This is a genomic window from Pseudomonas marginalis (assembly GCF_001645105.1).
Taxonomy (GTDB): Bacteria; Pseudomonadota; Gammaproteobacteria; order Pseudomonadales; family Pseudomonadaceae; genus Aquipseudomonas; species Aquipseudomonas petroselini.
The window spans coordinates 506,725-526,757 of record NZ_LKEG01000052.1 but is presented as its reverse complement, the minus strand read 5'-3'; the positions used below and the strand labels follow the sequence as shown (position 1 = coordinate 526,757).

Annotated in this window: 19 protein-coding genes; 11 read left to right on the top strand and 8 right to left on the bottom strand. The window is 58.8% G+C overall.

Translation table 11 applies throughout. From position 1 onward, the window contains the following. The first annotated feature begins 57 nt into the window (after positions 1 to 57). On the top strand, positions 58 to 381 hold the full coding sequence (gene fdxA / locus AO064_RS24510; RefSeq protein WP_003208688.1) for a ferredoxin FdxA: 324 nt from the start codon (positions 58 to 60) through the stop codon (positions 379 to 381). 492 nt (positions 382 to 873) lie between these two features. Here the strand turns inward: fdxA and apbC are convergent, their stop codons facing one another. Further along, positions 874 to 1,968 (bottom strand): iron-sulfur cluster carrier protein ApbC, encoded by a 1,095-nt coding sequence (gene apbC / locus AO064_RS24505; RefSeq protein WP_012722496.1) that lies wholly within the window; start codon positions 1,966 to 1,968, stop codon positions 874 to 876. Positions 1,969 to 2,140: 172 nt separating this feature from the next. On the opposite strand from apbC, the gene metG reads away from it, so the two are divergent. The 4 genes from metG to AO064_RS24485 all read left to right on the top strand — a co-directional run bounded on the left by metG (position 2,141) and on the right by AO064_RS24485 (position 6,562). Continuing rightward, entirely contained in the window at positions 2,141 to 4,192 is a 2,052-nt protein-coding gene (gene metG / locus AO064_RS24500; protein WP_012722495.1) for a methionine--tRNA ligase, read from the top strand. 57 nt (positions 4,193 to 4,249) lie between these two features. Continuing rightward, entirely contained in the window at positions 4,250 to 5,506 is a 1,257-nt protein-coding gene (gene rsxB / locus AO064_RS24495; RefSeq protein WP_259641000.1) for an electron transport complex subunit RsxB, read from the top strand. 127 nt (positions 5,507 to 5,633) lie between these two features. Beyond that, on the top strand, positions 5,634 to 6,272 hold the full coding sequence (gene nth / locus AO064_RS24490; RefSeq protein ID WP_064054899.1) for an endonuclease III: 639 nt from the start codon (positions 5,634 to 5,636) through the stop codon (positions 6,270 to 6,272). A 107-nt stretch (positions 6,273 to 6,379) separates the two neighbouring features. After that, positions 6,380 to 6,562 carry a PA3496 family putative envelope integrity protein gene (locus tag AO064_RS24485; protein WP_012722492.1) on the top strand — a complete coding sequence of 61 codons (183 nt, stop codon included), beginning with the start codon at positions 6,380 to 6,382 and terminating at the stop codon, positions 6,560 to 6,562. A gap of 84 nt (positions 6,563 to 6,646) precedes the next feature. Here the strand turns inward: AO064_RS24485 and AO064_RS24480 are convergent, their stop codons facing one another. From AO064_RS24480 to AO064_RS24470, 3 genes are all read right to left on the bottom strand, one after another. Continuing rightward, positions 6,647 to 7,279, bottom strand: a complete 633-nt coding sequence (locus AO064_RS24480) for a response regulator transcription factor (RefSeq protein ID WP_012722491.1) — start codon at positions 7,277 to 7,279, stop codon at positions 6,647 to 6,649. 625 nt (positions 7,280 to 7,904) lie between these two features. Then, on the bottom strand, positions 7,905 to 9,122 hold the full coding sequence (locus AO064_RS24475) for an argininosuccinate synthase (RefSeq protein ID WP_012722490.1): 1,218 nt from the start codon (positions 9,120 to 9,122) through the stop codon (positions 7,905 to 7,907). Between the two features lie 141 nt (positions 9,123 to 9,263). Then, positions 9,264 to 10,172 carry a flagellar protein MotY gene (locus tag AO064_RS24470; protein ID WP_064054898.1) on the bottom strand — a complete coding sequence of 303 codons (909 nt, stop codon included), beginning with the start codon at positions 10,170 to 10,172 and terminating at the stop codon, positions 9,264 to 9,266. Between the two features lie 156 nt (positions 10,173 to 10,328). Between AO064_RS24470 and pyrC the strand changes: the two genes are divergently transcribed. Together pyrC and rnt are read left to right on the top strand one after the other, a co-directional pair. Next, positions 10,329 to 11,375, top strand: coding sequence for a dihydroorotase (pyrC, locus tag AO064_RS24465; protein WP_046034441.1), 1,047 nt, complete (start codon positions 10,329 to 10,331; stop codon positions 11,373 to 11,375). Then, on the top strand, positions 11,372 to 12,043 hold the full coding sequence (gene rnt, locus AO064_RS24460) for a ribonuclease T (protein ID WP_010564138.1): 672 nt from the start codon (positions 11,372 to 11,374) through the stop codon (positions 12,041 to 12,043). Before pyrC ends, rnt begins: the two co-directional genes overlap by 4 nt. A 319-nt stretch (positions 12,044 to 12,362) precedes the next feature. On the opposite strand, the gene AO064_RS24455 is transcribed toward rnt, so the two are convergent. Continuing rightward, positions 12,363 to 12,965 carry a peroxiredoxin gene (locus AO064_RS24455; protein ID WP_003172097.1) on the bottom strand — a complete coding sequence of 201 codons (603 nt, stop codon included), beginning with the start codon at positions 12,963 to 12,965 and terminating at the stop codon, positions 12,363 to 12,365. 243 nt (positions 12,966 to 13,208) lie between these two features. Here AO064_RS24455 and AO064_RS24450 point away from each other — a divergent pair, with 243 nt between their 5' ends. Together AO064_RS24450 and bfr are read left to right on the top strand one after the other, a co-directional pair. Then, complete coding sequence (locus AO064_RS24450) at positions 13,209 to 13,427, top strand: bacterioferritin-associated ferredoxin (protein ID WP_010564137.1); 219 nt, start codon at positions 13,209 to 13,211, stop codon at positions 13,425 to 13,427. A 200-nt stretch (positions 13,428 to 13,627) separates the two neighbouring features. After that, a complete protein-coding gene (gene bfr, locus AO064_RS24445; protein ID WP_064054897.1) occupies positions 13,628 to 14,098 on the top strand; it encodes a bacterioferritin in 471 nt (156 codons plus the stop codon). A gap of 79 nt (positions 14,099 to 14,177) precedes the next feature. Here the strand turns inward: bfr and grxD are convergent, their stop codons facing one another. Continuing rightward, positions 14,178 to 14,516, bottom strand: a complete 339-nt coding sequence (gene grxD / locus AO064_RS24440; RefSeq protein WP_012722486.1) for a Grx4 family monothiol glutaredoxin — start codon at positions 14,514 to 14,516, stop codon at positions 14,178 to 14,180. 77 nt (positions 14,517 to 14,593) lie between these two features. Beyond that, positions 14,594 to 16,702 carry a molybdopterin oxidoreductase family protein gene (locus AO064_RS24435; protein ID WP_064054896.1) on the bottom strand — a complete coding sequence of 703 codons (2,109 nt, stop codon included), beginning with the start codon at positions 16,700 to 16,702 and terminating at the stop codon, positions 14,594 to 14,596. Between the two features lie 433 nt (positions 16,703 to 17,135). Between AO064_RS24435 and argF the strand changes: the two genes are divergently transcribed. Together argF and AO064_RS24425 are read left to right on the top strand one after the other, a co-directional pair. Then, a complete protein-coding gene (gene argF / locus AO064_RS24430; RefSeq protein WP_012722484.1) occupies positions 17,136 to 18,056 on the top strand; it encodes an ornithine carbamoyltransferase in 921 nt (306 codons plus the stop codon). Beyond that, entirely contained in the window at positions 18,053 to 19,162 is a 1,110-nt protein-coding gene (locus tag AO064_RS24425) for an ABC transporter ATP-binding protein (protein ID WP_064054895.1), read from the top strand. The genes argF and AO064_RS24425 overlap by 4 nt, the downstream gene beginning before the upstream one ends. Positions 19,163 to 19,292: 130 nt before the next feature. Here AO064_RS24425 and ybaK read toward each other — a convergent pair whose 3' ends face one another. Further along, entirely contained in the window at positions 19,293 to 19,763 is a 471-nt protein-coding gene (gene ybaK / locus AO064_RS24420; protein WP_012722482.1) for a Cys-tRNA(Pro) deacylase, read from the bottom strand. Positions 19,764 to 20,033 lie beyond the last annotated feature (270 nt).

Sequence of the window (20,033 nt, the reverse complement as noted above, 5' to 3'; positions counted from 1 at the left end):
CCTCGCGAGCCCTGCCACAAAGGGTTTCGCTGCCGCCGCCTGAGGAGAAAATTAGAAATGACCTTCGTCGTTACCGACAACTGCATCAAGTGCAAGTACACCGACTGCGTCGAAGTGTGTCCGGTGGACTGCTTCTACGAAGGCCCGAACTTCCTGGTTATCCACCCGGACGAGTGCATTGACTGCGCCCTGTGTGAGCCTGAATGCCCGGCCGTCGCTATTTTCTCCGAGGACGAAGTCCCGGCAGAAATGCAGGAATTTATTCAGTTGAACGTCGAGCTGGCGGAAATCTGGCCGAATATCACTGAACGCAAAGACCCGATGCCGGATGCAGCGGAGTGGGATGGCAAAAAAGGTAAGATTGCAGACCTCGAACGCTGATAGCGTTGCCCCCTAAAAGGCCCCTTGCGGGCCTTTTTGCGTTTCTGGAGGGCGGGTTTTACTTTTCTACAGGCAAAAAAAAGGGGCGGTATGACCCGCCCACATTTTTCCCTAGTCCCTGTATTCCTTTTCATCATCCTGATGAATCGCATCCTGCGACATTCCTTCAAACCATCGTTCCTTGATGGCTGTGCCAATCCGTGGACACAGGGCTGATCTTAGAGAGTTCCAAAGTAAGTTCAACGGGATGCACGCCGCCGGCCGGCAACCTTTCGTGTCAAACAAATAACAATTAATTGTTATATTTCAATTAGATAGAAAAATCTCTCAGGATTTTTGGACGTACATGGCGGATGAAAAAACCAAACACTTACGGAAAAGTAAGCAAATGCTTACACCACCCACTGCGTAAAAGCGCCGTCGCGACTGCGTGACCACTCTCCACACATGAAAAAGCCCCGACACAGTCGAGGCTTTTTCCCTTCATTAACCTCAGTCGTCGCTGACGGTAATGGTCGGCATCGCGGGCGTCGCCGCCTCTTGCAGGACGATCCGCGCGCCCACATGACGCGCCAACTCCTGATAGATCATGGCGATCTGGCTATCCGGCTCAGCCATGACGGTGGGCTTACCGCCGTCAGCCTGCTCGCGGATCGACATCGACAGCGGCAGTGAAGCCAGCAGCTCCACGCCGTATTGGGTCGCCAGCTTCTCGCCGCCGCCTTCGCCGAACAGATGCTCGGCGTGGCCGCAGTTGGAGCAGATGTGGACCGCCATATTCTCCACGACGCCCAGCACCGGGATATTGACCTTGCGGAACATCTCCACGCCTTTCTTCGCGTCGAGCAGCGCCAGGTCCTGGGGCGTGGTGACAATCACCGAGCCGGCCACCGGCACCTTTTGCGCCAGGGTCAGCTGGATATCACCGGTGCCTGGCGGCATGTCGATCACCAAGTAGTCCAGGTCGCCCCAGGCAGTCTGGGTGACCAGTTGCAGCAAGGCGCCGGAAACCATCGGCCCGCGCCAGACCATTGGCGTGTTGTCATCGGTAAGAAAGGCCATGGACATCACTTCCACGCCCAGTGACTCGATGGGCACGAACCACTTCTGGTCCTTGACCTTCGGCCGCGTGCCTTCGGCGATGCCGAACATCACGCCTTGGCTCGGGCCATAGATATCCGCGTCGAGAATGCCCACGCGCGCGCCCTCGCGGGCCAGGGCCAAGGCCAGGTTGGCCGCCGTGGTGGACTTACCCACACCGCCCTTGCCGGACGCCACCGCGACCACGTTCTTGACGTTGGCCAGGCCCGGGATCTGCGCCTGGGCCTTATGCGCAGCGATCACGCATTGGATGTCGACCTTGGCGGAACGAACGCCCTCGAGGCCCTCAATGGCCATTTGCAGCATCTGCGCCCAACCGCTCTTGAACAGACCTGCGGCATAGCCCAGCTCCATGTGGACCGACACCTGGTCGCCCTGGATTTCGATGGCACGTACACAGCCGGCGCTGACCGGGTCTTGGTTCAAATAGGGGTCGGTGTACTGGCGAAGGACGGCTTCCACCGCTGCGCGATTGACGGCGCTCATGGGCTACTCCCGAAAAAAGACTGACTGAAACAGGCGGCTATCCTAACCGTTCCAGCGGCTTAACGGCATGCTTTCGCAGGTTGGGAAGATTCGGAAACAGCGCCACGGGGTGAAATAAATTTCCCGGCGCTTTATAGTGGCCGACCTCCGTTTCATCAAGTAGCCGAGCCCCATGTCCGAGCCACGCAAGATCCTCGTCACCAGCGCCCTGCCCTATGCCAATGGTTCAATCCACCTTGGCCATATGCTTGAGTACATCCAGACCGATATGTGGGTGCGCTTCCAGAAGCATCGCGGCAATCAATGCATTTATGTCTGCGCGGACGACGCCCACGGATCGGCCATCATGCTGCGCGCCGAAAAGGAAGGCATCACCCCGGAACAACTGATCGCCAATGTGCAGGCTGAACACAGCGCCGACTTTGCCGAGTTCCTGGTCGACTTCGACAACTTCCACTCGACCCACTCCGACGAAAACCGCGAGCTGTCGAGCCAGATCTACCTGCGGTTGAAGGAAGCCGGGCACATTGCCACGCGCTCGATCACCCAGTATTTCGACCCGGAAAAGAAAATGTTCCTGGCCGACCGGTTCATCAAAGGCACCTGCCCGAAATGCGGCACCGAGGACCAGTACGGCGACAACTGCGAGAAATGCGGTGCCACCTACGCACCCACCGACCTGAAGAACCCGAAGTCGGCGATCTCCGGCGCCACCCCGGTGCTCAAGGACTCCCAGCACTTCTTCTTCAAGCTCCCGGATTTCCAGCAAATGCTGCAAACCTGGACGCGCAGCGGCACCCTGCAGGACGCCGTGGCCAACAAAATCGCCGAATGGCTGGATGCCGGCCTGCAACAGTGGGACATTTCCCGCGATGCACCGTACTTTGGCTTCGAGATCCCGGGCGAGCCGGGCAAGTATTTCTACGTGTGGCTGGACGCGCCGATCGGCTACATGGCCAGCTTCAAGAACCTGTGCGACCGCACGCCGGAACTGGATTTCGACGCCTTCTGGGCCAAGGATTCCACCGCCGAGCTGTACCACTTCATCGGCAAGGACATCGTCAATTTCCACGCCCTGTTCTGGCCGGCGATGCTTGAAGGGTCGGGCTACCGCAAGCCAACCGGCATTGCCGTGCACGGCTACTTGACGGTCAACGGCCAGAAGATGTCCAAGTCCCGTGGCACCTTTATAAAGGCGCGCACCTACCTGGACCACCTGTCGCCGGAATACCTGCGCTACTACTACGCGTCCAAGCTGGGCCGTGGCGTCGACGACCTCGACCTGAACCTGGAAGACTTCGTACAGAAGGTCAACTCGGACCTGGTCGGCAAAGTCGTCAACATCGCCAGCCGTTGCGCCGGTTTTATCCACAAGGGCAACGCCGGTGTATTGGTGGCCGAGAATGCCGCGCCGGAACTGACCGACGCGTTCCTGGCCGCTGCGCCAAGTATCGCCGACGCCTATGAAGCTCGCGATTTTGCCCGCGCCATGCGCGAGATCATGGGCCTGGCCGACCGCGCCAACGCCTGGATCGCCGACAAGGCGCCGTGGTCGCTGAACAAGCAGGAAGGCAAACAGGCGGAAGTCCAGGCGATCTGCGCCACGGGCGTGAATCTGTTCCGCCAGTTGGTGATCTTCCTCAAGCCGGTGCTGCCGTTGCTCGCCGCCGATGCCGAGGCGTTCCTCAACGTCGCGCCGCTGACCTGGAACGATCACGCCACTCTGCTCAGCAACCATCAGTTGAACGAGTTCAAGCCGCTGATGACCCGTATCGACCCGGTGAAAGTCCAGGCCATGACCGACGCTTCGAAAGAAGACCTGGTCGCCAGCCAGACCGACACCGGCGAATCGGCACCGGCCGGTAACGGCGAGCTGGCCAAGGACCCGATTTCTGCGGAAATCGAGTTCGACGCCTTTGCCGCCGTGGACCTGCGTGTCGCGCTGATCGTCAAGGCCGAAGCCGTGGAAGGTGCCGACAAGTTGCTGCGCCTGACCCTGGACCTCGGCGGCGAGCAACGCAACGTGTTCTCCGGGATCAAGAGCGCTTATCCGGACCCGTCCAAGCTCGATGGTCGCTTGACCATGATGATCGCCAACCTCAAGCCACGGAAAATGAAGTTCGGTATCTCCGAAGGCATGGTGATGGCGGCCGGCCCTGGTGGCGAAGAGATCTACCTGCTGAGCCCTGACAGCGGTGCCAAGCCGGGTCAACGCATCAAGTAAGCCTATGGGCCTGTGGCGAGTAAATTAGGCCTATTGTAGGAGCCCGGCTTGTCGGCAATGGCGATCTCAAGGACGCTATCGCCGGCAAGCCGGGCTCCTACAAATCCATTACACGCCTGTTCGCTTAATCGGCATACCCGTGATCACAGCATGAACCTGATTCAACGTATCGACGCGCTGCTGCCGCAGACCCAATGCGGCAAATGCGGGCACCCGGGCTGCAAGCCTTACGCCGAGGGCATCGCACGAGGCGAGGCAATCAACAAGTGTCCGCCCGGCGGGCAGGAAACCATCGCCGGCCTTGCACTGTTGCTGCGCGTGCCGGTGCTGGACCTCGATACCCATCGCGGGGAAGCGCCAGCCCAGGTAGCGTATATCCGCGAGGCCGAGTGCATCGGCTGCACCAAGTGCATCCAGGCCTGCCCGGTGGACGCTATTGTCGGCGCCGCCAAGCTGATGCACACCGTCATCATTGATGAGTGCACCGGTTGTGACCTGTGCGTTGCGCCCTGCCCTGTCGATTGCATTGAGATGCACCCAGCGACCCGCGAGCTACCGATTGTGGGTGGCTTGGCGACCAATGATCGTGAGCATCATGAACGCGGCCTGAAACGTGACCGGGCTAGGCGGCGCTTTGAACAACGCAACGCGCGCCTGCAACGGGAAGAAGCCCACAAACTCGCCGAACGCCTGGCACGGGCCAAGCGCTCGGCGCCAACACAGCCCGTGCCAGCCGATGCGGCTCAGGCGGCCCAAGAGGCAGCGGTCAAGCAGGCTAAAATCACGCTCGCCATGAGCCGTGCCCAACTGCACAAATCCTTGAAGGCGTTCGGCCACCCGCCGACCTTTGAGCAGCAGTCGCAGTTGATCGTCCTGCAGCAGCAGTTCGAAGCAGCAGAGCAGGCACTTGCAGCATTGGAAGTCATCACCCCGACGACCCTGCCGCCGCCGAAAGACCCCGCACTCAAACGCGCAAAAATCCAATTGGCCATGCGGCGCGCCGAATTGAAAAAAGCCCAGGACCAGAACGCTGACGAACAGCAACTGGCAATCCTGAGCGCTGCGCTGTCCAGCGCGGAGCAAGCCTTGCACGATGCAGAGGCTGACAGTCAGCAGCCTCGGCCCGATTTGCAGCGCGTGGAAAAACGCCCCATCGACGCTCAACTGCGCCAGCTGAAAACCGCCCTGGCGTACGCCCGGGCGGAGGTGAGCAAATTACAACGCCAAGCGGGCGTAAATGCAGATCAACTGAAAGCCGCACAACACAGGCTTGAGGAAACGCAGCGTCAGGTGGACGCCTACGTCGACGCGTGACCCGCTACGAGCGCTGCCGGGCGCCGTAACGATCGTTTATCCTGTTCGAGATACTTGCTCACAGAACCCCAAGCCTGGACCCACTCTTCACATTGATGCCGAACGCCTGCAAGGAAACCACCGCCCCATGAACGCCGCAAAACGCTTGGAAATTTTCCGCAGGCTTCACGAAGACAATCCGGAACCCAAGACCGAACTGGCCTACACCTCGCCCTTCGAATTGCTGATTGCGGTGATCCTGTCGGCACAATCCACGGACGTGGGCGTCAACAAGGCCACAGCCAAGCTCTATCCCGTGGCGAACACGCCGGAGGCAATCTATGCCCTGGGTGTGGAGGGGTTGTCGGAATACATCAAAACCATCGGCCTGTACAACAGCAAGGCCAAGAACGTCATCGAAACCTGTCGTCTGCTGGTGGAATTGCACGGCAGTGAAGTGCCACAAACCCGCGAAGCCCTGGAAGCCCTGCCAGGCGTTGGCCGTAAAACTGCCAACGTGGTGCTTAACACCGCTTTCCGTCAACTGACGATGGCCGTGGACACCCACATTTTCCGGGTCAGTAACCGAACCGGCATTGCCCTTGGGAAAAACGTGGTGGAGGTGGAAAAGCAGTTGATGAAATTCGTGCCCAAGCCGTATTTGCTCGATTCCCACCACTGGCTGATCCTTCATGGACGCTATGTTTGCCAGGCGCGCAAGCCGCGTTGCGGCAGCTGTCGGATAGAAGACCTGTGCGAATACAAGGACAAGACATCCGACGATTGAGGGACCATTGGTTTTATTGATCGGTCGATTGAAAAAATCTTTTTTACCCGGTCATGGATTATCGTTATAAGGAGCGCCAACGGCAGTCTTAGCCCGGAGTGAACCTTATGAGCACTGGCAAAGAACAACTGGAAGTGGAAGACGACCTCGTTGAATCGGATGACGATGGGGCGGAGACGCCTGTGGCAGAGGTCGCCAAGACCAATTTGAGCAAACGCCGTACCATCGACAATCTTCTGGAAGAACGACGCTTGCAAAAACAACTGGCCGATTACGACTTCGATCTCTGATTGAGAGGTCGACGGCCGGAAGCCTCCCTGACGGAGGCTTTTTTCTGCCGGTTGCCCGGGCAACACGCGGTGGCATCCCCTCCTCTATACCAAGCCGTTACGCTGTGCCAGTTCGATCAGGTCGACGAGAGAGCGGGCGTTGAGCTTGAGCAGCAAACGCGTCTTGTAGGTGCTGACGGTCTTGTTGCTGAGGAACATGCCGTCGGCAATCTCCTTGTTGGTCCTGCCCCGGGCCAACTGCTGCAATACCATCATTTCCCGGCCGGACAGACGCTCGACCATATCGGCCTCACTGGCATTGCCCATGGTGGAGCGTACCGAGTTGAGCGCCTGGTTCGGGAAGTAGCTGTAGCCCGACAAGACGGCCTTGATCGCACTCAGTAACTCGGTCAGGTCCTGTTGCTTGCACACATAGCCGGCAGCACCCGCCTGCATGCAGCGCATGGAAAAATGACCAGGGGCCTGGGACGTCAGCACCAGCACCTTGAACGGTGCAGCCTGCTTGGTCGAAGACAGGCGGCAAATAACTTCCAGGCCATCAAGTTTGGGTATCCCAATATCCAGTATGACAATGTCCGGCATATGCTCCCGTGCAAGTTGCAACGCATCGACACCGTTATCGGTCTCGGCAACGACCTCATAACCATGACGTTCCATTAGCATACGCACAGCAAGACGAATGACGGGATGATCATCCACGATCAGCACTTTATTCATGAGAAAGTCCAATTTCGCTGTTCGAATTATTTAGAGCAAGCACAATAGCCTAGTCGTTTCCTAGTTGGCATAGCATTCCCCCCCAAGCAACAGCAAGCAGAGACCCACCCCACAGCGATAAAGGAATTACCCTACAAAAAAACGCCATCTCGGACTTATCAAGCTTTATGGATCCTTTCAGACCTTTCTGGGGACTTACATATTTTGAGTGAAATATCCATGGGATATTAGGGGTCGGGTAAACGTACCGCACGTAACTCTCAGGAAATGCCCCTTGCCTCTCGCCGTTGGCCGAGTGAACGAGCAGGAAAGATCCGGCTGTTTTAGTTCCATTTAACATATTCACTTACATCCTTAATTCCTACAGACTATTCAGCGCTTTATATATTCGCTGTATCTGCATGAGTGAATTTTCTGTAAGACCAGTTCCTACACAGGTGTAAAAAATTCATTCCCCCTACACACTTCCAACAACAGCCAATTCAAATCCTCTGTTTGGGAAAGGTGGGGATGAAAAATATCAACATATGTTTAATCACTATAAACATCGCGACGTTCTATAAAATACACCGGCAAAAAAAATGGCCCCTTGAACAAGGGGCCATTCTTCACGACAGGCTGAAACTTAGAACAACGAGCGACCTTTGTTGGCCGCAATGCGCATGCGCAATGCATTCAACTTGATAAAGCCTGCCGCGTCCGCCTGATTGTAGGCGCCGCCGTCTTCTTCGAAGGTGGCGATGTTGGCGTCGAACAGGGAGTCATCAGATTTGCGACCGGTAACGATCACATTGCCCTTGTACAGCTTCAGGCGCACAACGCCGTTCACGTGGGCCTGGGACGCGTCGATCATCTGTTGCAGCATCAGGCGCTCAGGGCTCCACCAGTAGCCGGTGTAGATCAGGCTGGCGTACTTGGGCATCAGCTCGTCTTTGAGGTGAGCGACTTCGCGGTCCAGGGTGATGGACTCGATGGCGCGGTGAGCGCGCAGCATGATGGTGCCGCCTGGGGTTTCGTAGCAGCCACGGGACTTCATGCCCACGTAACGGTTCTCGACGATGTCGAGGCGACCGATACCGTGTTCGCCACCGATACGGTTCAGCGTCGCCAAAACGGTGGCCGGGGTCATTTCGACGCCGTCCAACGCGACAATGTCGCCGTTGCGGTAGGTCAGTTCCAGGTATTGCGGCTTGTCGGGAGCGTTCTCCGGGGAGACGGTCCACTTCCACATGTCTTCTTCGTGCTCGGTCCAGGTGTCTTCCAGCACGCCGCCTTCATAGGAGATGTGCAGCAGGTTGGCGTCCATCGAGTACGGGGACTTCTTCTTGCCATGACGCTCGATCGGGATCGCGTGCTTTTCAGCGTAATCCATCAGCTTTTCACGGGACAGCAGGTCCCATTCACGCCAAGGCGCGATCACTTTCACGCCTGGCTTGAGCGCGTAGGCGCCCAGCTCGAAACGTACCTGGTCGTTGCCCTTGCCGGTGGCGCCATGGGAAATGGCGTCGGCGCCGGTTTCGTTGGCGATTTCGATCAGGCGCTTGGCGATCAGCGGACGTGCGATGGAGGTACCCAGCAGGTACTCGCCTTCGTAGACGGTGTTGGCGCGAAACATCGGGAAGACGAAATCGCGGACGAACTCTTCGCGCAGGTCGTCAATGTAGATCTCTTTCACGCCCATGGCTTGCGCCTTGGCACGTGCAGGTTCGACCTCTTCGCCCTGACCCAGGTCAGCGGTGAAGGTCACCACTTCACAGTTATAAGTATCCTGCAGCCACTTGAGGATCACCGAAGTGTCCAGGCCGCCGGAATACGCGAGAACGACCTTGTTTACGTCGGCCATGCCATCACTCCACGGGGTTGTACGGAAAGGCGTCGATTCTACCGACCAAAACCGTGGATTTACAGGGGCGCGACAGCAAATGAAGATAAAGCGACAGATTATGTCGAGAGGGCGACCGATGGTCGCACCTTAGGCTGCACATTATGACGTGTGTGCAGGGTTGCTCGGGCCGCTGGCCTGGGGCGCCGGTTTCTCGGGGGCTGCGACACGTTCGAGCTGAATATTCACCCGACGATTGCGCGCGCGGTTGGCCGCATTGGTATTAGGCGCCAGCGGGTAGCTTTCGCCGTGGAAACGCAAGGTGATCTGCGATTCCGGAATACCGTTGGCCTTGAAGTAGTCCATCACCGCCAAGCCACGACGGCGCGAGACGTCACGGTTGGTCAGGCGGTTGCCGCCGTTGTCCGAATGGCCGTTCAACTCGATATGGTTGACGGTAGGGTCGGCCTTCATGAACGCGAGAATCACGTCGAGTTTCTTCTTGGCCGCCGCGTCCAGTTCGATACCGCCACCCGGGAAACCGACTTCGGTCTGCTTGACCTGGTCGTAATTCATCGGCAACAGCTTGGTGGTGCAAAGCTGGTAGTCGTTGTAGGCCTTGTTGAATTTCACCGGCAATAAGCGGATTTCCGAATAGCCGCCCTCACGCCCATAGTGTCGGACGGTCGGGCTGCGCCCTTCCAGCAACCCCGTAAACAGGCGCCCGGCCTGGGCTTGGGAGCTGTTGAACAAGACGTCGCCACTGCCGGCACGCACGGCGCCGAGGTTGATGTCACCTCGGCCCGGCTGCCAAGGGGCGGCAGCCGCCAACAACGTGGCCGAGCCCACACCCAGCGAGCCGTTGTAGGCTTTCAGGCGAAACGTCGCCTGCTCGCCGGCACGACGCACGAACTCACCCGAGCCGAAGTCGGTGATCGGCTGGGTCAGGCGGCACTCGAACTGATCGCCTTCTACCTTCCACTCAATATTCTCCAGACGTGTCTGGAACGTGAGGGCCATCGCAGGCAGGCTGGCGAACACACTGAGCAGGGCTAGATAATGCTGGCGCACGGGAGGCTCCACTGGTTTCTACAACACTTCAAAGCGTCATACATCGATAAGGCATACAAAAGGCTATCGGTTGCATCCTGCAAAACTTGATAGCGAGTGCCTGCAAGAGTCTTTTCCGGTAGCATTCCCACCAGATTGACCCGCCTGGAATCCCCAATGTCCGACCGCCTGACCCTGCTGCGTCCCGACGACTGGCATATTCATCTTCGCGATGGTGCTGCGTTACCCCACACCGTGGCCGATGTAGCGCGCACGTTTGGCCGCGCCATCATCATGCCTAACCTGGTACCTCCGGTGCGTAACGCCGAGCAAGCCGACGCCTATCGCCAGCGTATCCTCGCTGCGCGGCCGGCCGGCAGCCGCTTCGAACCGTTGATGGTGCTCTACCTCACCGACCGTACCCAGCCCGAAGAAATTCGTGAGGCCAAGGCCAGCGGTTTCGTGCACGCCGCCAAGCTATACCCGGCCGGCGCGACCACCAACTCCGATTCCGGCGTGACCAGTATCGACAAGATCCTGCCGGCCATCGAAGCCATGGCGGAAGTCGGCATGCCGCTGCTGATCCACGGTGAAGTCACCCGTGGCGACGTGGACGTGTTCGATCGCGAGAAGATCTTCATCGACGAGCATATGCGCCGTGTGGTCGAGCTGTTCCCGACCCTCAAGGTCGTGTTCGAGCACATCACCACCGCCGATGCCGTGCAGTTCGTTACCGAGGCCTCGGCCAACGTCGGCGCGACGATCACCGCGCATCACCTGCTGTACAACCGCAACCACATGCTGGTGGGCGGGATTCGGCCGCACTTCTATTGCTTGCCGATCCTCAAGCGCAACACCCACCAGGTGGCCTTGCTGGATGCGGCGACCAGCGGCAATCCGAAGTTTTTCCTCGGCACCGACTCGGCACCCCACGCCCAGCACGCAAAAGAAGCCGCGTGCGGCTGTGCCGGTTGCTATACCGCGTTTGCCGCCATTGAGCTGTATGCCGAAGCATTCGAACAGCGCAACGCGCTGGACAAGCTCGAAGGCTTCGCCAGCCTCAATGGCCCGCGCTTCTACGGCCTGCCGGCGAATACCGACCGCATCACCCTGGTCCGTGAAGACTGGACCGCCCCTGCCAGCCTGCCGTTTGGCGAGCTGACTGTTATCCCGCTGCGCGCCGGTGAAACACTGCGCTGGCGCCTGCTGGAGGAAAGCAAGTGAGTGAAGACCATTACGATGACGAACACGAGCACAGTGGTGGCGGTTCCCGTCACCCGATGGCCGAGCGGTTCCGCGGCTATCTGCCGGTTGTCATCGACGTAGAAACCGGTGGTTTCAACTGCGCCACCGACGCGCTGCTGGAAATCGCGGCGACCACCATCGGCATGGACGAACAGGGTTTTGTGTTCCCGGAACACACCCACTTCTTTAGGGTGGAGCCATTCGAAGGCGCCAACATCGAAGCCGCTGCCCTGGAGTTCACCGGGATCAAGCTCGATCACCCGCTGCGCATGGCGGTGAGTGAAGAAGCGGCACTGACCGATATCTTCCGTGGCGTGCGCAAGGCGTTGAAGGCCAATGGCTGCAAACGCGCGATCCTCGTCGGCCATAACAGCAGCTTCGACCTGGGCTTCCTGAATGCCGCCGTGGCGCGGCTGGACATGAAGCGCAACCCGTTTCACCCGTTCTCCAGCTTCGACACCGCGACCCTCGCTGGCCTGGCTTATGGCCAGACCGTACTGGCGAAGGCCTGCCAAGCGGCGGGTATCGACTTTGACGGTCGCGAGGCGCACTCGGCCCGCTACGACACCGAGAAGACTGCCGAGCTGTTCTGCGGCATCGTCAACCGTTGGAAGCAGATGGGCGGCTGGGAAGACTTCAACGACTAACAGCGCTTTTGTGGTGAGCGGACTCGCTATGGTGAGCGGGCTTAGTGTGGTGAAGGGGCTTGTTGTGGTGAAAGGGCTTACTGTGGTGAGCGGGCTTGCCCCGCGCTGGGCTGCGCAGCAGCCCCAATCCAGGCAGCGCATTTATTCAGCTAGACCTCGCAGGCAGGTTTTAGGGCCGCTTCGCAGCCCAGCGCGGGGCAAGCCCGCTCACCACACCAAGCCCGCTCACCACAAAAAGCACGCTTGCCCCAGGGGCTTTTCCTCCACATAAAAAAACCGGCCCTTTCACAGGCCGGTTTTTTTGTACCTCGACTCTGGCTTACAGCTTGCCAGCGTTCTCGGTCAGGTAAGCCGCAACACCTTCCGGCGAAGCGTTCATGCCTTTGTCGCCTTTTTTCCAGTTGGCAGGGCAGACTTCGCCGTGCTCTTCGTGGAATTGCAGGGCGTCGACCAGACGGATCAGCTCTTCCATGTTACGACCCAGTGGCAGGTCGTTGATGATCTGGGAGCGAACCACGCCTTTGTCGTCGATCAGGAACGCGCCACGGAAAGCCACGCCGCCTTCGGATTCAACGTCGTAAGCCTTGGCGATGTCGTGCTTCATGTCGGCAGCCATGGTGTATTTGACTTTGCCGATGCCGCCATCATTGATGGCGGTGTTGCGCCAAGCGTTGTGAGTGAAATGGGAGTCGATGGAAACGGCGACCACTTCAACGTTGCGCGCCTTGAAATCGTCCATGCGGTGGTCCAGGGCGATCAGCTCGGACGGGCAGACGAAGGTGAAGTCCAGCGGGTAGAAGAACACCAGGCCGTATTTGCCTTTGATGGCTTCAGACAGTTTGAAGCTGTCAACGATTTCGCCATTGCCGAGGACGGCGGGTACGTCGAAATCCGGGGCTTGTTTGCCGACGAGTACGCTCATTGGATATCTCCTGATGTGAGGGTGACGATTGAAGTAAAAGGACCGGCCCGAGTCTGCCGTGTTTAAGCGACAGCCCTGTGACGCAGTCACGCTTCGTGAAGACCGACCATCATACACTGAAAAAACCGTTCGTCAGTGCGGGCGCGGTGCCAGCCAATACCCTACGAATCTACTTTGACAATCATTCTCGTTAACATTAAGATCCATCGCACTTAAGCCTTAAACCCGCGATGGTTCTCCCTTATGTATGTGTGCCTCTGTACTGGCGTCACCGACGGACAAATCCGCGAAGCAATCTATGAAGGTTGCTGCAGCTACAAGGAAGTGCGTGAAACCACCGGCGTTGCCAGCCAGTGTGGCAAATGTGCTTGCCTCGCCAAGCAAGTGGTACGGGAAACCCTGACGCAGCTGCAGACAGCGCAGGCCGCGCTCCCCTATTCAGCAGAATTTACACACGCCTGATTGGGCGTGTTTTAAAGAACCGGACTTAACGTCCGGTTTTTTATGCCCGCAATTCAATTAGTTAGCGCCAAGACGCGGAACACAAACATTCTTATTCCGATTAATTTTCATTTATTATTCAATAACTTAGGTTTGACACTAAGGAATTCGCCGCTCAAACTCCGCCTTATACACAGCTATTACAGGGCAGGACCCCAGTCATGAAAGGCGACATCTCAGTCATCCAGCAACTCAACAAAATCCTTGCCAATGAACTGGTCGCGATCAATCAGTACTTCCTGCATGCGCGCATGTATGACGATTGGGGCCTGGAAAAGCTCGGCAAGCGTGAATACAAAGAATCCATCAAGGCCATGAAAGACGCCGACGCGCTGATCAAGCGCATCCTGTTCCTGGAAGGCCTGCCGAACGTGCAGGACCTGGGCAAGCTGAACATCGGCGAGCACACCCTAGAAATGATCAGCAGCGACCTGGGTTTTGAGCGCAAGAGCCACAGCGACCTCAAGGCCGCCATTGCTCACTGCGAAACCAAAGGCGACTTCGGCAGCCGTGAGCTGCTGGAAGACATCCTGGAAGACCAGGAAGAACACATCGACTGGCTGGAAACCCAACTGGGCCTGATCGACAAAGTCAGCCTGGAAAACTACCTGCAATCGCAGATGGGCGAATAAGCCCCAGCACGCAGGTACAAAAAAGCCCCGCTCTCTTAGAGACGCGGGGCTTTTTATTGCACGGCTTTTTACAGAAGCATCAAGCGTTAGTCTTGGCTGCGGCGTTTGCCGCTGCTTCTTTGACCAGCGTTTGCAGCGAACCATCAGCGGCCATCTCAACGATGATGTCGCTACCGCCGACCAGCTCACCGGCTACCCACAGCTGTGGGAACGTAGGCCAGTTGGCGTACTTCGGCAGGTTGGCGCGGATTTCAGGGTTTTGCAGGATATCCACGTAAGCGAATTTCTCGCCACACGCCATGATGGCCTGGGACGCCTTCGCGGAGAAACCGCACTGAGGAGCGTTGGGCGCGCCCTTCATGTAAAGCAGAATGGTGTTGTTGGCAATCTGCTCTTTGATCGTTTCGATGATATCCATGGAACACCTCGGCTGGAACTTTGCGACTCACAGGTCGGCACGGTGGCGCATTGTAACGCAAAATTCCAGCGCGGTGCTCAGGCGGCTGCTACCTGCACGGGAACACCGTTCAACGCAGCATTGCCCGATAACTCATCCAGCCGCCGCTCGTCGGTCAAGTCATTGGCACTCGCGCCTGGTTGCCCGCTGGCGATCGTCATCTGGACACCTGGGCGCCCATGCCCCCAACCGTGGGGCAGGCTGACCACGCCAGGCATCATGTCCAGGCTGGCCAGCACTTCCACTTCGATCATGCCGATGCGCGAACTGACGCGCACGCGCTGGCCATCGCTCAGTTGCCGACGGGCCAGGTCATCCGGATGCATCAACAATTGATGGCGCGGCTTGCCCTTCACGAGCCGGTGATAGTTATGCATCCAGGAATTATTGCTGCGCACATGGCGGCGGCCAATCAGCAGCAGTTCGTCGGCCACAGGCACCGGCTGCGCCGCAAACCGCGCCAGGTCGGCGAGGATCACCGCCGGCGCCGCTTGCACCTTGCCATTGGTGGTCTTCAAACGAGCGGCAAGATTGGGCTGGAGCGGCCCGAGGTCCACGCCGTGGGGATGGTCTGCCAGCATTGCCACGGACAGCTTATGGCTGGACGCGTCACCGTACACCCCGGCACGCAAGCCAAAGTCGATCATCTGTGCAGGCGGCAGGGTGGGTTTGAGCGCAACCCCCGTCTGCGCCGCGAACGCCTTGGCCAGGCCGACGAAAATCTCCCAGTCATGCAGCGCGCCTTCCGGCTTGGGCAAAATCGCGCGATTGAATCGCGTAACGTTACGCACCGCAAACATATTGAACGTGGTGTCGTAGTGATCGTTTTCGAGCGCCGACGTGGACGGCAGGATCAGGTCGGCATAGCGTGTGGTCTCGTTGATATAAAGGTCGATGCTGACCATGAACTCCAGGCCATCCAGCGCCTGTTCCAGCTGACGGCCGTTAGGCGTCGACAACACCGGATTACCGGCCACCGTCACCAATGCCCGGATTTGCCCTTCGCCTTCGGTGAGCATTTCCTCAGCCAAGGCCGACACCGGCAACTCCCCGCCGTACTCCGGGCGCCCGGAAACCCGGCTCTGCCAACGATTGAAATGCCCGCCGCCGGTCGCTGCCACCAAATCCACCGCCGGCGTGGTGCACAGCGCGCCACCGACACGGTCCAGATTGCCAGTCACCAGGTTGATCAATTGCACCAGCCAATGGCACAGCGTGCCGAACGCCTGGGTCGACACCCCCATGCGCCCGTAGCACACCGCCTTGTCGGCGGCGGCAAAGTCCCGCGCCAGTTGGCGGATCTGTTCGGCAGGCACCGCACACTGGCGACTCATGGCCTCAGCGCTAAACCCTGCGATGGCGCGGCGTACATCCTCCAGGCCTTCAATGGGTAGATGGCTGTCGCGGGTCAGGTTTTCGCTGAACAAGGTGTTGAGCACCCCAAACAACAACGCCGCATCACCGCCTGGCCGCACGAACAGATGCTGATCGGCAATGGCTGCCGTCTCGCTGCGCCGAGGATCGACCACCACCACTTTGCCGCCGCGTGCCTGAATCGCCTTGAGGCGCTTTTCCACATCCGGCACGGTCATGATGCTGCCGTTGGACGCCAGCGGGTTGCCCCCCAGGATCAGCATGAAGTCGGTGTGGTCGATGTCGGGGATTGGCAGCAACAGGCCATGGCCGTACATGAGGTAGCTGGTGAGGTGATGGGGTAATTGGTCCACCGAGGTCGCCGAAAACCGATTGCGCGTCTTCAACTGCCCCAGAAAATAGTTACTGTGGGTCATCAGCCCATAGTTATGCACGCTGGGATTGCCCTGATACACCGCCACCGCATTCTGCCCATGCCGCGCCTGAATCCCCGCCAGCCGTTCGGCGATGAGGGCAAAGGCCTCGTCCCAGGCAATCGGCTGCCATTCGTTGCCCACCCGCCGCATGGGCTGGTGCAGGCGGTCGGGATCATTCTGGATGTCTTGCAGCGCGACGGCCTTGGGACAGATATGCCCACGGCTGAAACTGTCCTGGGCGTCGCCCTTGATCGAAGTGATCGCCAGACTGCCGTCCTCGGCTTGGGTGGTTTCCAGCGTCAGGCCACAGATGGCTTCACACAAATGGCAGGCACGGTGGTGGAGAGTCTTGGTCATGGCCAGTCTCTTATCAGGGCTTTGGCCTAACTATGGCCCGCGGACGGCCAAGGCACCACCAACGTCAGTGCCGTGAATCGACAAGCATCAGGCCAGGCCATGGCTAAGCATGAGCAAATGTTTCAGAAACCTCGCAGGCGCGCGCTGAAACCGACGCAGCCTGGCCTGCAGCCGCCTCCGCACATTGCAAAAGGTTGCGACGCCAGTGTACAAATGAACCGCTGCTGTCTGGAATTCGTCTTCAAAAGCGCCTCGGCGCCCTGCTTGAACGCCCTTAAAAACCGTAGCCCTATTGGTAAGACGCGACATTTAATTATAAGATCGCGCCTTCCCCTATTTCGTCGCCCCGTGCGGCTTTCGCCGCAGGTCTCGCCCGTTGTCACAATAAACAAGGCTTTGAGTATCTGCGGTCTGTTGCAAAAGGTAGTTAATGATGAGCGCAAGGCACTTTCTCTCCCTGATGGATTGCACGCCCGAAGAGCTGGTCAGCGTGATCCGTCGAGGCATTGAGCTTAAAGACCTGCGTAACCGCGGCGTACTGTTCGAGCCTTTGAAAAACCGCGTGCTCGGGATGATTTTCGAGAAGTCGTCGACCCGCACCCGCGTGTCCTTCGAAGCCGGCATGATCCAACTGGGTGGCCAAGCCATCTTCTTGTCATCGCGTGATACCCAACTGGGCCGTGGCGAGCCTATCGCCGATAGCGCCAGGGTCATGTCACGCATGCTGGATGCGGTGATGATCCGTACCTTTGCCCACAGCACCGTGACCGAATTTGCCGCTCATTCGCGCGTTCCCGTCATCAACGGCCTGTCCGACGACCTGCACCCGTGCCAGTTGCTGGCCGACATGCAAACCTTCCTTGAGCACCGTGGCTCGATCCAGGGCAAGACCGTCGCCTGGATCGGTGATGGCAACAACATGTGCAACAGCTATATAGAAGCGGCGATCCAGTTCGACTTCCACCTGCGCGTCGCCTGCCCCGAAGGTTTTGAGCCCAGCGCCGAATTCCTCGCCAAGGCAGACGGTCGCGTACAACTGCTGCGCGATCCTAAGGACGCCGTTGTCGGCGCGCACCTGGTCAGCACCGACGTCTGGACCTCCATGGGCCAGGAAGACGAAACCGCCAAGCGCCTGGCCTTGTTTGCGCCGTACCAGGTCACCCGCGAACTGCTCGACCTGGCCGCGCCGGACGTACTGTTCATGCACTGCCTGCCCGCCCACCGTGGCGAGGAAATCAGCCTCGACCTGCTCGACGACCCACGTTCGGTCGCCTGGGACCAGGCTGAAAACCGCCTGCATGCGCAAAAGGCGTTGCTCGAATTTCTCGTCCCGCCGTCTTACCACCACGCATGAGCCATGAATTACTGCTGAACCTGCGCAATCTGGCATGCGGCTATCAAGATCAACGGGTGGTGCAGAACCTCAACCTGCACCTCAATGCGGGTGATATCGGTTGCCTGCTGGGCTCCTCGGGCTGCGGAAAAACCACCACCCTGCGCGCGATTGCCGGCTTTGAACCGGTGCACGAGGGCGAAATCAGCCTGGCCGGTGAAGTCATCTCGAGTGCCGGGTTCACCCTGGCACCGGAGAAACGTCGTATTGGCATGGTGTTTCAGGACTACGCGCTGTTTCCTCACCTCAGCGTCGCTGACAACATTGCCTTCGGCATTCGCAAACACCCGCAAAAAGACCGCGTGGTCGCTGAATTGCTCGAACTGGTAAACCTGAAGAACCTGGGCAAGCGTTTCCCCCATGAGCTTTCTGGTGGCCAGCAACAACGTGTAGCCCTCGCCCGCGCCCTGGCGCCGGAGCCCGCATTGCTGCTACTGGATGAACCCTTCTCCAACCTGGATGGCGAGTTGCGGCGCAAGCTCAGCCACGAGGTGCGCGACATCCTCAAGGCGCGCGGCACCAGTGCGATCCTGGTCACCCATGACCAGGAAGAAGCCTTTGCCGTCAGCGACCAGGTGGGTGTGTTCAAGGAAGGCCGGCTTGAGCAGTGGGACACGCCCTACAACCTGTATCACGAACCGCAGACACCCTACGTCGCGAGTTTTATCGGCCAGGGTTACTTCATTCGTGGCCAATTGAGCTCGCCGGAATCGGTCAGCACCGAACTGGGTGAGCTGCGCGGCAACCGTGCCTACACCTGGCCTACCGGCGGCGCGGTGGACGTGCTACTGCGCCCGGATGACATCGTCTACGCACCCGACAGCGCCTTGAAAGCACGGATCGTCGGCAAGACCTTCCTCGGCGCTTCGACGTTGTACCGCCTGCAACTGCCGACGGGCGCACAGCTGGAATCGATTTTCCCCAGCCATGCAGACCATCAGGTGGGCGCGGATGTGGGGATTCGGGTGGCGGCCGAACACTTGGTGTTGTTCCAGGCGTCCGGCAGCACGGCGGCGCAGATTCCTCAGAGCGAGTCCGGCGTGCGGCGCCACAGCGCCGCTCACTGACGAAACCAGGTCAATAATGTGAGAGGGGCTTGCTGCCGATAGCGGTGTATCAGTCACAGATAAGCTGGCTGATAGACTGCTATCGGGAGCAAGTCCCACATTGGACCTCGGTAGCCTTCGAAGGCGGATCTCAGGCGCGACCAATCGGCGCGAACTTGGCCTGGGTATGCTCCGCCAGCACCACCGCCGGCAATTCAACCTCCAAGCCCCTCCTCCCCGCGCTCACAAAAATCGTTGCGAATGGCTGCGCCGTCACATCAATAAACGTGCGCAAACGCTTCTTCTGCCCCAGCGGGCTGATACCACCTAGCAGGTAGCCGGTGGAACGCTGCGCCGCTGCCGGGTCGGCCATTTCAACTTTCTTGACGCCTGCCGCGTGAGCCAGGGCTTTTAAATCCAGACTTCCGACGACCGGCACCACCGCCACCAACAATTCGCCCTTCTCGCTGCTGGCCAGCAAGGTCTTGAACACCTGCGCCGGGTCGAGGCCCAATTTTTCCGCGGCCTCCAGCCCATACGAAGCAGCCTTGGGATCATGTTCGTAACTGTGGATTCGATGTTCGGCGCGAACTTTTTTCAACAAATCCAATGCGGGGGTCATGACGTCTCCGGAGCGAGGCAAACAGATGGCCAATTCTAGGCCAAGCCCGCACAAAACGCTCTAGTCCGCCCACTCTTAAGGTGCACGTGCCATGTGACAAGTGTGATCATTCACCAGACCAATAGTTTGAAAGTGACCGACAGTTCACTTTCGACCTTTGACAGCCGTCATTCTTGTCTATATTTTTTCGTTTCCGAATACTGTAGGAATACACCTGCAGCATTCACGCAGTGAGCCGTGGCCGGGATGGGGATCCTTGCCAGGGTGAAA

Excerpts from the sequence above, each read along its gene's own strand:
- AO064_RS24475 (WP_012722490.1), bottom strand. The coding sequence starts at position 9,122 with ATGGCCGACGTAAACAAGGTCGTTCTCGCGTATTCCGGCGGCCTGGAC.
- pyrC (WP_046034441.1), top strand. The coding sequence starts at position 10,329 with ATGTCCGACCGCCTGACCCTGCTGCGTCCCGACGACTGGCATATTCAT.
- rsxB (WP_259641000.1), top strand. The coding sequence starts at position 4,250 with ATGGCGATCTCAAGGACGCTATCGCCGGCAAGCCGGGCTCCTACAAAT.
- fdxA (WP_003208688.1), top strand. The coding sequence starts at position 58 with ATGACCTTCGTCGTTACCGACAACTGCATCAAGTGCAAGTACACCGAC.
- AO064_RS24485 (WP_012722492.1), top strand. The coding sequence starts at position 6,380 with ATGAGCACTGGCAAAGAACAACTGGAAGTGGAAGACGACCTCGTTGAA.
- metG (WP_012722495.1), top strand. The coding sequence starts at position 2,141 with ATGTCCGAGCCACGCAAGATCCTCGTCACCAGCGCCCTGCCCTATGCC.
- AO064_RS24435 (WP_064054896.1), bottom strand. The coding sequence starts at position 16,702 with ATGACCAAGACTCTCCACCACCGTGCCTGCCATTTGTGTGAAGCCATC.
- grxD (WP_012722486.1), bottom strand. The coding sequence starts at position 14,516 with ATGGATATCATCGAAACGATCAAAGAGCAGATTGCCAACAACACCATT.
- AO064_RS24450 (WP_010564137.1), top strand. The coding sequence starts at position 13,209 with ATGTATGTGTGCCTCTGTACTGGCGTCACCGACGGACAAATCCGCGAA.
- AO064_RS24455 (WP_003172097.1), bottom strand. The coding sequence starts at position 12,965 with ATGAGCGTACTCGTCGGCAAACAAGCCCCGGATTTCGACGTACCCGCC.
- ybaK (WP_012722482.1), bottom strand. The coding sequence starts at position 19,763 with ATGACCCCCGCATTGGATTTGTTGAAAAAAGTTCGCGCCGAACATCGA.
- argF (WP_012722484.1), top strand. The coding sequence starts at position 17,136 with ATGAGCGCAAGGCACTTTCTCTCCCTGATGGATTGCACGCCCGAAGAG.
- apbC (WP_012722496.1), bottom strand. The coding sequence starts at position 1,968 with ATGAGCGCCGTCAATCGCGCAGCGGTGGAAGCCGTCCTTCGCCAGTAC.
- nth (WP_064054899.1), top strand. The coding sequence starts at position 5,634 with ATGAACGCCGCAAAACGCTTGGAAATTTTCCGCAGGCTTCACGAAGAC.
- bfr (WP_064054897.1), top strand. The coding sequence starts at position 13,628 with ATGAAAGGCGACATCTCAGTCATCCAGCAACTCAACAAAATCCTTGCC.
- AO064_RS24425 (WP_064054895.1), top strand. The coding sequence starts at position 18,053 with ATGAGCCATGAATTACTGCTGAACCTGCGCAATCTGGCATGCGGCTAT.
- AO064_RS24480 (WP_012722491.1), bottom strand. The coding sequence starts at position 7,279 with ATGAATAAAGTGCTGATCGTGGATGATCATCCCGTCATTCGTCTTGCT.